Origin of the sequence: Streptococcus oralis Uo5 (assembly GCF_000253155.1) — a bacterium.
GTDB lineage: Bacteria > Bacillota > Bacilli > Lactobacillales > Streptococcaceae > Streptococcus > Streptococcus oralis_L.
The window spans coordinates 1,329,270-1,341,629 of the sequence record NC_015291.1; the positions used below are offsets into that span (position 1 = coordinate 1,329,270).

The 12,360-nt window shown below is 39.9% G+C and carries 11 protein-coding genes and 1 pseudogene; all 12 read right to left on the reverse strand.

Annotated features, from left to right (window positions below; all coding sequences use genetic code 11):
* Positions 1-194 precede the first annotated feature (194 nt).
* A complete protein-coding gene (gene ftsX / locus SOR_RS06675; protein ID WP_000625566.1) occupies positions 195-1,121 on the reverse strand; it encodes a permease-like cell division protein FtsX in 927 nt (308 codons plus the stop codon).
* The gene (gene ftsE, locus SOR_RS06680; protein WP_000022275.1) at positions 1,114-1,806 is read right to left on the reverse strand and encodes a cell division ATP-binding protein FtsE; all 693 of its coding nucleotides are present in this window, start codon (positions 1,804-1,806) and stop codon (positions 1,114-1,116) included. The genes ftsX and ftsE overlap by 8 nt, the downstream gene beginning before the upstream one ends.
* A gap of 17 nt (positions 1,807-1,823) precedes the next feature.
* A protein-coding gene (gene prfB, locus SOR_RS06685; RefSeq protein WP_096753628.1) for a peptide chain release factor 2 occupies positions 1,824-2,919 on the reverse strand; the annotation gives its coding sequence in 2 pieces (ribosomal slippage) (positions 1,824-2,846 and positions 2,848-2,919; 1,095 coding nt in all).
* Between the two features lie 110 nt (positions 2,920-3,029).
* Positions 3,030-3,686: a CBS domain-containing protein gene (locus SOR_RS06695; protein WP_000268644.1), complete on the reverse strand. Its 657-nt coding sequence runs from the start codon at positions 3,684-3,686 to the stop codon at positions 3,030-3,032.
* 152 nt (positions 3,687-3,838) lie between these two features.
* Positions 3,839-5,267: pseudogene (locus tag SOR_RS06700) on the reverse strand (cytosine permease).
* A gap of 1 nt (position 5,268) precedes the next feature.
* Entirely contained in the window at positions 5,269-5,454 is a 186-nt protein-coding gene (locus tag SOR_RS06705; protein WP_001260989.1) for a hypothetical protein, read from the reverse strand.
* Position 5,455: 1 nt separating this feature from the next.
* Positions 5,456-7,234, reverse strand: a complete 1,779-nt coding sequence (locus SOR_RS06710; protein WP_000255709.1) for a phosphotransferase — start codon at positions 7,232-7,234, stop codon at positions 5,456-5,458.
* A gap of 517 nt (positions 7,235-7,751) precedes the next feature.
* Positions 7,752-8,462 (reverse strand): ABC transporter ATP-binding protein, encoded by a 711-nt coding sequence (locus SOR_RS06715; protein WP_000062207.1) that lies wholly within the window; start codon positions 8,460-8,462, stop codon positions 7,752-7,754.
* Complete coding sequence (locus SOR_RS06720; RefSeq protein ID WP_001186014.1) at positions 8,462-9,226, reverse strand: ABC transporter ATP-binding protein; 765 nt, start codon at positions 9,224-9,226, stop codon at positions 8,462-8,464. Before SOR_RS06720 ends, SOR_RS06715 begins: the two co-directional genes overlap by 1 nt.
* A complete protein-coding gene (locus SOR_RS06725) occupies positions 9,226-10,182 on the reverse strand; it encodes a branched-chain amino acid ABC transporter permease (protein WP_000856256.1) in 957 nt (318 codons plus the stop codon). Before SOR_RS06725 ends, SOR_RS06720 begins: the two co-directional genes overlap by 1 nt.
* 3 nt (positions 10,183-10,185) lie before the next feature.
* Positions 10,186-11,055, reverse strand: coding sequence for a branched-chain amino acid ABC transporter permease (locus SOR_RS06730; RefSeq protein ID WP_000941410.1), 870 nt, complete (start codon positions 11,053-11,055; stop codon positions 10,186-10,188).
* A gap of 119 nt (positions 11,056-11,174) precedes the next feature.
* Complete coding sequence (locus tag SOR_RS06735) at positions 11,175-12,335, reverse strand: ABC transporter substrate-binding protein (RefSeq protein ID WP_000726134.1); 1,161 nt, start codon at positions 12,333-12,335, stop codon at positions 11,175-11,177.
* Positions 12,336-12,360: the final 25 nt, after the last annotated feature.

Sequence of the window (12,360 nt, forward strand, 5' to 3'; positions counted from 1 at the left end):
ATTTAGGCAAACGTTTTACGAAAACGTTTGCATTTGGTTATGTATTAATTATACCACTTTTATTTTTTTTGTAAAGGCTTTTATAAAAAAATTGTCTATTTTTTAAATTTTTAAAAAAGAGAAGTTTACAAAAACTTCTCTTTTAAATATGTATTATTTTTCTGATTTGTTCTGCAATTTGCATTTAAATCCAACTAGATCTTCAAGAATCGACGCATCGAAATCCCCGAACCAATTGAACCAATGAAAATTCCGATTATAAATAATAGGACCGTCATCAGAGGAATAAACACATCTGGTGTAATCATTGACAAGTTTTGACCTACCAAGGATTTATTGACCGATTGATAGACCATATTGTAAACAAAGAAAACAAGAACAGAAGGGATCGCTGCACCAAACAAGCCAATAAAAGCACCTTCTAGCAAGAATGGACCACGGATATAGCCATTTCTCGCTCCTACCAGACGCATGATCTGAATCTCACGACTACGTGAAATAATGGTGATACGGATGGTATTGGAAATAAGGAAGACTGCGATAAAAATCAAAAGCCCTGCAATAACCAATCCCCAAACACGGATAAAGGAAGCTAGTTCAAAAAGTCGTTGAGTGTTGGCTCCACCATCTTGAACTTCTGATACTCCCTCAATTTTCTTAGCTTCTTCAGCTACCGTTTTAACATCACTTGGAGAATTTGTATCAACGATATAAGCATCATAGAGAGGGTTTGCATCCCCTTCAAAGACCTTCCAATCGTCACCCATTGTTTCCGTCAGTTTTTCGTACTGTTCTTCTTTACTTGAGAAGGTAACACTCTTAACAGCAGGTATAGCTTTCAAAGCATCATAGACCTTGTGGTAGTCATTGTTGGTAACTGTCTGACCTTCTTTTACAATCGTCTCACTGTTATCAGCTACATCTTTACGAATGTATACCATGACCCGAACGTTGTTTTCAATATCGGTAGCCAGTTTCGCTGTATTAAAAATTACAGATGCAAACAGGGCAACGAGGGTCAAGGTAATCATAACCGAACTCACTGCTGCTACTGTCATCCAGCCATTTCGTTTTAAACTTTTTAATGATTCAAATAAATGGCGAAAAAATCTACTAATCATCGTATCCATATTCTCCTTTAGCTTCGTCACGAACGACACGACCATTTTCAATGGCAATGACACGGTGGCGCAAGGTGTTTACAATCTGACTATTATGGGTAGCCATCAATACTGTAGTACCTTGGAGATTGATGCGTTCCAACAGATTCATAATTTCCCATGAATTATCTGGGTCCAAGTTTCCTGTTGGCTCATCGGCAATCAATACTTTAGGATTGTTGACAATCGCACGCGCAATCGCAATCCGTTGCTGCTCTCCACCTGAGAGTTCATTAGGGAAAGAGCGAACCTTATGTTTCAAACCAACCAGGTCCAATACTTCCATAACACGTTTTTTGATGTTGCGACGGCTCTCACCGATTACTTCCATTGCATAGGCAATATTCTCATAAACAGTCTTCTTAGGCAAGAGTTTGTAATCCTGAAAGACTACCCCAACACTACGACGTAGCAGTGGGACATCTTTCTTCTTAATTTTAACTAAATTAAAGCCTGCAACTGTTAGGCTTCCTTTTTCGATCTTTACTTCTCGGTATAAAGCTCGAATAAAGGTTGACTTACCTGCCCCAGAAGGTCCTACGATATAGGCAAACTCTCCTGGTTCAATGGTAACAGACACTCCACGCAGGGCAGTCGTTCCATTGTCATACTTTTTGACAACATCTCTCATTTCAATGATTGACATATGAGTTCCTTTCTATCTTAGCTGATTCGCCACTTGAGGTAGGCATCGATAAAACCATCAAGGTCTCCATCCATCACCTTATCTACCTGAGCAACTTCAAAGCTTGTACGGTGATCTTTTACCATAGTATAAGGCGTGAAAACATAAGAACGGATTTGGCTTCCCCATGTGATTTCTTTTTTCTCACCTTTAAGGGAATCAACTTCCGCAGCTTTCTTTTCTTGCTCCATTTGATAGAGCTTAGCCTGCAACATCTTCATGGCACGATCTCTATTTCCATACTGGGTACGATCGACCGTTGATTGGACGACAGTTCCCGTAGGAATGTGTGTCAAACGCACACCTGTTGAAACCTTATTGACGTTTTGCCCACCAGCACCACCTGAACGGAAGGTATCCATTTTGATATCATCTTCACGAATCTCCACTTCGATGGTATCATCCAACTCAGGCATAACCTCTACGGATGTAAATGAAGTATGGCGACGTTTGGCAGAGTCAAATGGAGAAATACGGACCAAACGGTGAACACCCATTTCTGATTTAAGTAGGCCATAAGCATTAGGTCCTTCAAAAGACAAGGTCACAGACTTGATACCTGCTTCATCACCAGCCTGGTAATCCAAGACTTCTACTTTAAAGCCTTTGGCATTTCCATAACGAGTATACATACGAAGCAACATATCGCCCCAGTCCTGTGCCTCAGTACCACCAGATCCTGGATGGATTTCCAAGATTGCATTATTATGGTCATAAGGTTCTGACAAGAGAAGGGTCATCTCGTAGCTGGTCATCATCTTATCCAATTCCGTCAACTGTTCGACCAGTTCATCATGGACTGACTCGTCTTCTGCTAAAAAGTCCAATAAAATCTCAACTTCATCCTGCAACTCTTCCATTTTACGGAAGGTGTTGTAGGTGTTTTTTAATTCATTTAATTCTTGCGACGTTTTTTGGGCCGCGATATTATCGTTCCAAAAATCAGGTTCTGTCATCTTGTTTTCCAAGATGGCAATCTCTTCCTCTAAGCCTTCGAGGTCAAAGAGACCCCCTAAAAGAAGCTAATTTTTCACGATTTGCGTCAATTTTTTGACGAATTTCTGAAATGTCCATAGATACTCCTTCTCATATCGTTTTATTATACCATAATCTCTCATTTCTTTCCATATTTTGCTTTTCACCGCTTTTGATGGCAGAAGAAAAGAGGCTCTAAAGCCTCTTGTTTAAAGGACTTTAGCAGAGGTATGAGTGATCTCCTCCACTTGAATTCCTTCTTTTTCAAACTTTTCCTTTAACGCAGTCAAATCGATTTTTCCATCAATTTGAACTTCGATGACGACCTTGCCATCCTTACGTGGAATGTTGACAGTATGAGAAATATTTAAATCCTCTTCTACAATTAGAGCTACAATTTTTCCCAGTACTCCGACTTCATTTTCTGTAATGAAACGAACACGAATCCCCTCTTCTCCGTATCCAGCGATTTCCAAGAAAGCCTGAAAAACATCGCGGTCTGTAATGACGCCGTAGACCTGATGATTGTCTACGACTGGCAATATCCCAATTTTATTTTTCAGCATCAGGTAGGTCGCATCTTCTAGACTAGCATAGCCAGAAACCGTCACGACATCTCGAATCATTACATCTTTTACTTTGGTTTTATTCAGAAGATAATTCATCTCATAGATAGAGAGACTGGTTGCTTTAGATGGGCTGGCTTCCGCGATGGTTCCTTCTGTTACCAATCCGACTAATTGATCGTTTTCGATAACAGGTAAACGGTGCAAACCTTGCTCGCGCATCAAATCTGCTGCGTGTGCTACAGTCGTATCTGGACTGATATAAACTACCTTACGGGTCATAAAATCTTTAACTGCCATGAGACTTCTCCTTCTATATTGCTACTTTTATTATACACTTTCTTAGAAAATCTATCAAACGCTTTCATCTCTTTTTCAAGATTTTGAATAATCTGAGAAATTTGCATAAAATGCCAGTATAAATTAAGAGGGAACCGTAGTCCCCTCTCTTCTTAAATAGTAACAGTGTCTCGATCTTTTATCATATAACGTTTCAGTGGGCTAAGACTGGCTAGCCAGTATAGTAGACCACCAAATAGCGCAGTAAATCCGCTACCCGTTGTAATTAAAAAAGATTGGACTTTGAATTTGTGCAGTTACAGGGTTGTAGACAAATAGTACCGCTACCAATAAGGAGATAAATACGCAAGACAAGCCAACTAAGTTAAATCCTTTAGTAAATTCGTAGGCGTCATGCCCTTCAAGGAAATAGGCTGAACGCAAGTCGAGTTTTCGTTTTCTTAAGATAAAATAGTCGACAACAATCATACCAATAATTGGCCCCTGAATATAGGCTGCTAGGGAGATGAAGGATCCGAAATACTCTTCTACTCCTCCCCAGATAGTGAGTAGACTCACGTAAACCATGGCAATCCAAACCATTAGTTTATAGCTTACTTTTGGCATCCCGCTTTTGACAATCATACAGTTCACGTATGATCCTGTCCCCTGGGTTCCAATATTAGCAAAGGCTACTAGTAGTAGACTTAAGAGAGCAAAGGCTGGGGTGCTTAGAGTTGATAGCATGGTTGTTGGATCACTTTCATACACGCCTGTTTTGACAAACATGGCTAGAGCCATGACTCCACCTGTCGCAACGAAGAATGGAGCCACAACTCCGTATGATAAGGCTGTAGCCCAATAACCACTGCGTTCTGATTTTGCTAAACGTGGTAAAACCAATGCCTGTGTAGACCAAGAGAAAGCAAAGGCAACATTTCCTTCTCCAGAGAGCATGAAGCGTTCTAATGGCGTCAAATCTCCTTGGGTGGCTGGTTGGATGTTCATAATATCCGTTATAGGAACGGCGACAAAGCAGATTCCAACGATGATGAGACCGACAATCAATAAGGCGATAACCAAGAAGCGATTGGTCCATTTAATCACTTCCGGGCCTCCAAGAGCAATGAGAGTCCCAAGAAGAACACAGAGGGTACCAAGAATAGGTGCCCATATTCCCTTGTCCAAACCAAGACCAAAATTATTTGCCAAATGAATCATGGAACTGGCAAAAAGATTGGCCGCAACAGCATACCATCCAAAGTTAGCCAAGCTAATAATGGTTGATAACAAGGCTACACCTCTTTTTCCCAGAACAGCTCTCAACCAAATCCACAAATCAATTCCATACTTAACTGCAAACAAAATAGGGAGACATTCAATAAAGACCCAGATAATGTTAAAGCTAAAAATATTTACCAACATTTGATTAAAGGTCAAATATTGAGCTACATAAGCCCCTTGGGTATAACACCAAGTAGCAATGGCAAAACCACTTGTCGATAGAAAGAGATCCCAGAAAGAATACTGACGATCCTTATTGGTCATGGGAACAATTCCTGTTATGGTTTCTTGTTGGATATAGTCATTCATTTTAGACATGTTATTGAATTCCTCCCGTCATTGCTAAGATAATCAAAATAAGGTTGATTAGGACTATGGAGATGATTAAAATGAAATCACTTTTTAGGAAGGGTTGAACAAACTCGTAGTTTGGCGACTCCATTTCTTCCAATCTTCTCTTTGTTTCAGTTGCTACTAATTCTTCAATCTCAGATGTCGTTCTCATCTTAGTTTTCCTCCAAATACAAATCAAGAGCCAGTTGTCCATATTGTTTGGTATAGCGATACCAGATGTAGAGAAACTCACCGACTGGTTTTCCGACACTCTCCTGGAACAAAGCCCACAAGAACCAATAATATGAGGTCACTGCTACATAAGCCAAGTAGTGACGTTTGGTTTTCTTATCTGGTACTTTTTGTAGATACAATTCCAGTACTTTTTCAGCATCCTCTACGGTATAATTGGAACACGCAATGAAGGTCCCCAAATCTCCTGCTGGCTCTCCCATTCCAGAATATTCCCAATCAATCAAGCTCATTTCGCCTACTTCATTCAACAAAAAATTAGGACTATAGGAATCTCCGTGACAAAGGACAACCTGTTTCGGATCATTCTGTAAATATTTTTTGAGAAGTGAGACAGTTTCATCCAATTCCTCGAGACCATCAAATTCAAATCGATTTCTAGCCTTCAATTTTTCTCTAAAATCATCAATTCCCTCAAATTGGTCAAAGGAATGTCCCGTTTTTTCTCCAGATTGGTGTAACCGTCTCAAGAGGTCCATTGCTTGTGCCACATCATCCCAATTATCATAATCCAGTTGCTTAGCATTGGGAATAAATTCTGAAATTTTCCAGCCCTCATCCTTGTTCATAGCTACAAAGGTACGGTCAATCTTTAATTTTGCAGCAATTTCCATAGAAGCTGCTTCACTAGCTCGGTCAATATAATTTTCCGTTCCCCTACCTGGATGACGGTAAACATATTTTTTCCCTAGACAGTCAAATGAAAATGATGTGTTGGTTAATCCATCTTTTAGTGGTTTGATATTGACAATATCTGAAGCCACACACTTTAATGTCTTACAGATATTATCAATAATGGCCGAATCTGCATTTACCAAATAACGTTCATCAAATTGACGGAGTTCATCTAGTGAATCAAATTCTTTAACAATATCCGCTGAATAGTGACGAGCTTCTAAAAGGAGTTCCTTGACATGCCGACTATAATAATCCTCCCAAAGCTGTTCCCGATAAGGTTCGTGCTTAAACTCGTTTTCTAAAATTTCCTTGAATTTCTCGCTAAATGCACGGTCGAAATAAACGTGCCCCACCATTGCCCAAGTATTTTTTCCACCAATCTGGATATCAATGATGGTGTGATTCGAATCCTCTATAGCACAATATTCGTCTGTTTGACCTTCTGCAAATATCGTCGAGTAGTAACCCCTATAAATATATTGCTCAAACGGATTTTCCACAAAATAATTATCCGATGAACAAATATAAGTGTTGGAAAGTTGATCTTTAACCAACATAAGAGACGAACAGTTATTGTATTTGTAGTAATTATTATTCACTACAATTTTTACACCAAACTTCTCTGCAAGATAGAACATTTTTTCTTGTAGATAGCCTACGATAACGGTTATATCTTCTATTCCTGCTTCTTGAAGTTGTCTGATTTCCCTCTCTATCAAGCGTTCCCCCTTGACTTGAAGCAATCCTTTAGGAATTTCATAAGACAAAGGAGCAAAACGGCTACTCATGCCAGCAGCCATTATAATAGCATTTTCTACTCGATAGGGTTCTAAAACTTCCTGGCCTAGTTCTGTTAAGTGATGCTCCTCATCAACCCACTTCTCTTCTTTCAGTTTTTTCAATAATGTGTTAATTGTTCCCAAAGATAGATCTAACTCTTCAGCTAACTGTCTCTGAGTAAATGTCTTTTCTTTATGTGTCAACATAAAACGCAAAAGTTTAAATTGTTTTTCTGTTACCATTTCTCAGTCCTCCTGTTCAATTTTTTCTTACTCATATTATAATATGAACAAAAATAACTGTCAATTCAAATAGGGAAACAATTAGTAAAAATTAAGACCTTCTTCCCCTTTCTCAAAAAACATATACATAAAAGAGCTCCTTATTCTGGAGCCCTGAAATATTTTATATTTTTGATAAGTAGTCGTATTAGGTTTCGCTTGGTTGCAATCCTTATCTGCCGACTAAAAGGGTCCCCCGGACTATAGAGGGATTGCGTGCGCAATCTCCGTCCGCAACCTAAACTAGGCTCCCAGACTAGAGGAGAATTTCTTGCGCAATCCTCATCTGGCGACTAAAACAATCCACTGGATTGGATGATTACTTACGTAATCCTTATCTGCCGGCTAAAAAGGTCACTCGGACTATAGAGGGATTGCGTGCGCAATCTCCATCCACAACCTAAACTAGTCTTCCAGACTAGAGGAAAATTTCTTGCGCAATCCTTATCTGACGACTAAAACAATCCACTGGATTGTTTTAGCCACCTAGATATGCTTTTCTGACTTCATCTGATGCTGCGAGTTCTTTTCCTGTTCCTGATAGGACAATCTTTCCTGTTTCAAGTACATAACCACGGTCAGAGATAGCGAGGGCCTTGTTAGCGTTCTGTTCAATTAGGAGAACCGTTGTTCCTTGCTTCTGAATATCTTGAATGATATCAAAAATTTCCTGGATAAAGATTGGGGCAAGTCCCATTGACGGCTCATCCAAGAGAAGGAGCTTAGGTGTAGACATGAGAGCGCGTCCCATAGCCAGCATCTGCTGTTCACCACCTGAAAGAGTTGCCGCATCTTGGTTTTTACGTTCTTCCAGACGAGGGAAACGTGAAAAGACTTTTTTCAAGTTGGCTTGATTTTCTTCACGATTTTTCTTTAAAAAGGCTCCCATTTCTAAGTTTTCCATAACAGTCAAACCTGGGAAAACATGGCGTCCTTCAGGAACTTGTGAAAGGCCACCTGCTACAATTTTTTGAGCTGGCAACTTTTGAATTTCTTTTCCTAAAAACTGAATTTTACCAGCACTTGGACGAACCAAACCTGAAAGGGTACGAAGAATGGTTGTTTTACCAGCACCATTGGCACCAATCAAGGAAACAACTTCACCTTCATTAACCTCGAAACTTACATCACGAACTGCTTGGATCATACCGTAATGCACAGAGAGGTTTTCAACTTTTAACATAGACATTAGGCTTCACCTCCTAGATAAGCTTCGATAACGCGTTTGTTGTTCTTGATCTCATCCGGAGTCCCATGAGCAATCAACCGACCATATTCAAGAACATAGATACGCTCAGTGACTTCCATAACCAAATTCATGTCGTGTTCGATGAGCATGATGGTAATTTTAAATTCATCTTTGATACGACGGATCAATTCTGTCAATTCAGCTGTTTCTTGAGGATTCATCCCAGCTGCAGGTTCATCCAAAAAGAGGATTTTAGGTTCTGTTGCCAGAGCACGAACGATTTCCAATCGACGTTGTTGGCCATAGGCTAGATTCTTCGCAAGAGTATCTGCGTCACCATCCAAATCAAAAATCTTCAGCAAGTCCAAAGCTTTGCTTTTTAATTCTTCCTCATTCTTATAAAAAGCTGGTAAACGTAGAAAGCTTGCAAGGACATGTTGTTTATGATGATTGCTAAACGCAATCAAAACATTTTCCAAAACTGTCAGGTCCTTGAACAAACGAATATTTTGGAAAGTACGACTGAGTCCAAGTGAAGCAATCTTATAGGGAGTTTTCCCATTTAGGAGGTGACCATCTAGTGTCACAGTACCTTCGCTTGGTTCATAAACACCAGTCAAGAGATTGAAAAGGGTTGTTTTACCAGCCCCGTTTGGTCCAATCAGACCAACCAATTCTCCCTCGTTCAATTCAAGAGTGACATCTCCAACAGCTGTTAGACCGCCAAAATGTTTGGTTAACTGTTTAACTTCAAGTAATGCCATTAGTTTTGTCCCTCCTTCTTCGATTTTTTAAAGAAACGTGATAGACTCAATTCCCATGTCCCAAGAAGTCCACCTGGTCTGAAAATCATCACCAATACAAGAGCCAAGGCGTAGATGATCATACGTACGCTAGCTACATCTTGAAGGAGCATATTTAAAATTCCTAAAACAATCGCTGAAACGATGGTACCAGTAATAGATCCAAGTCCACCAAATACAACGATAATCAACACATTGATGGAATTAATAAAGGTGTAATCTTTTGGCACAACAGATCCGATAAAACCAGCCTGAAGTGAACCAGCAATACTTGCTGTAATGGCACCAAAGACAAAAGCGATAATCTTGATCTTTGTAGTGTTTACTCCAACGGATTCAGCAGCAATCTCATCCTCACGAACAGATAGAGTAGAGCGTCCAATTGGACTACGTAAGAAGTTGAGAGTTGCAATAGTTGTGATCACCACAAATAGATAAACCATTTGCCAGTTGGTAAAGTTTGGAATACCCAAGATACCAGCGGCACCGTTGGTCAAACTTCCACCATTAATGATAAAGATACGAATGATTTCTGAAACACCTAGTGTCGCAACAGCCAGGTAGTCACCCTTTAAACGGAGTGTTGGAATCCCAACGAGCAAGGCGACTGCACCAGAAATCAAGGCGCCCAAGGCCATTGCTCCAAAGAAGGCACCATAGGTTGGTGATTTTGAACCAATAATCGCTGCTGCATAGGCCCCAATCGCCATAAAACCTGCATGACCAAGTGAGAATTGTCCTGAAAAACCAACGATTAAGTTCAAGCCTACTGCAAGGATGATATTAATCCCAATTTGTTCTAAAATTTGGACATGGAATAGATTGAGAACACCAGCAGAAACCAGTACACTAATCAATCCATAACCCGCTAACAGAAGGAATAACCAGAGAATATTTACTTTAAGATTTGTCTTCATTGTTTACACCTTCTCTTTCACATTCTTACCAAGGATACCTGCAGGTCGAACAATCAGAATCAAAAGCAAGATACCATATACGATAGCATCACGGAAATCAGACATACCGAAGGCAGTAGCAAATGTTTCCAACAAACCAATCACAAATCCACCTAGAGCTGCACCAGGAATAATCCCGATACCACCAAGTACGGCCGCAACGAATGATTTTAGACCTGGAGTCACACCCATCAAAGGTTCCAGAGAGTTGTAGTAAAGGGCAATGAGGACACCTGCTGCACCAGCAAGAGCTGAACCCAAAGCAAAGGTAAAGCTGATTGTGCGATTTACATTAATTCCCATCAATTGAGCTGCGTCACTATCAACTGATACCGCACGCATGGCTTTCCCCATTTTTGTTTTTTGGACGATCAATTGCAATAAAACCATCAAGAATATAGAAACTGCTAAAATCATCAATTGAACATTTGTCAAGCTAATTGGTCCCAAGTCAAAGCGGACTGTTTCAATTGCTTGAGGAAAGGCACGAGTATTGGCACCTACTAGATAAACCATTCCGTATTCCAGTAGGAAAGAGACTCCGATGGCAGTAATCAATACAGCAATACGTGTAGAGTGTCGCAAAGGACGGTAGGCAAGAAACTCAATCACAACACCAAGTAGTGCAGTTCCAGCCATTGAAATAATTAAAGCTAAAAAGAAATCCATTTGGAAAGAATTAATCAAAAAGTAACCAATAAAGGCACCCATCATGTAAATATCGCCATGGGCGAAGTTGATGAGTTTGATAATTCCATAAACCATGGTATAACCCAGAGCTAACAGTGCATAAACACTACCCAGAATTAGACCATTCACAAGTTGTTGGAGCATAGCATTCACTCTTTTCTATCGTAATTTTTTAGAAAATTTCATTATTTTCACAAGTTCATAAACACCGAAACAGGGAGTGAGTCAAAGGCTCATTCCCCATTTCAATTACTATTCTAATGTTATGGTTTTACAACTTCTGCTTCTTCAACTTTACCATTGTTCATGGTCATCATGTAAGCAGTTTTCACTGTATTGTGGTCAGCATCAAAGCTTGTTTGACCAGTTACACCATCAAAATCTTTGGTTTTAGCAAGGTTGTCCTTGATTTCACCTGAGTTTTTAGCACCTTTTGCAGCATTTGCTACTAGGTAAACTGAGTCATAGGCTAAAGCTGAGAATGTTGAAGGCTCTTCGTTGTATTTAGCACGGTATGCTTCAAGGAAAGCTTTAGCTTTTGCAGAAACATCAACTGTAGTTGAGAATCCTGAGATGAAGTAAATGTTTGATGCTCTTTCAGCAGTTGCTTGTTGAACAAATTCTTCACCGTTAAATCCATCACCACCAACGATTGGTTTATCAATTCCCATACCACGTGCTTGGTTTACAATTTTACCAGCTTCAGTGTAGTAACCTGGAACAACGATAGCGTCAAACTCTTTCCCTTTCATTTTAGTAAGGGCTGCTTGGAAGTCAGTATCACCTGCTACAAACGTTTCATCTGCTACAATTTCACCCTTATAGGCTTCGCGGAAAGATTTAGCAATACCTTTAGCATAGTCACTAGCGTTGTCAGTATAAAGAATAACCTTCTTGGCATTCAATTTATTTGTTACATAGTTAGAAATAATCTTCCCTTGGAAGCTATCTTGGAATGTTCCGATAAATAGGTAATCTTGACCTTTAGTCAAACCGTCTTGAGTAGCACTTGGTGAAATCAATGGCACTCCAGCTTTAGTAGCATTAGGTACGGCTGCAGCAGTTGCACCAGATGTCGCAGGTCCTACAATAGCTGCTACTTTTGATTGGGTAACAAGGTTTGTTGTAACAGAAGCTGCTTCAGCAGTTTCTGACTTGTTGTCTTTGTCTACAACTTCGATTTGTTTTCCATCAATTCCACCTGCAGCGTTGATTTCGTCTACAGCAAGCTGGGCACCTTTTTGTTCAGCTGTACCGTAAGCTGCCACAGCACCTGTCTCCTCAAAGTTAAAACCGATTTTAATTGTTTTTTCGTCTACTGGATTTCCAGTTGTGTTTGACGCTCCTGACTTGACCTCTCCACATGCAGCAAGAAGAGCCACACTAGCAAGAGCCACAAAAGATAGGGCAAATTTTTTCTTCATTTTTAATCTCCTTATAGTTGTTTCA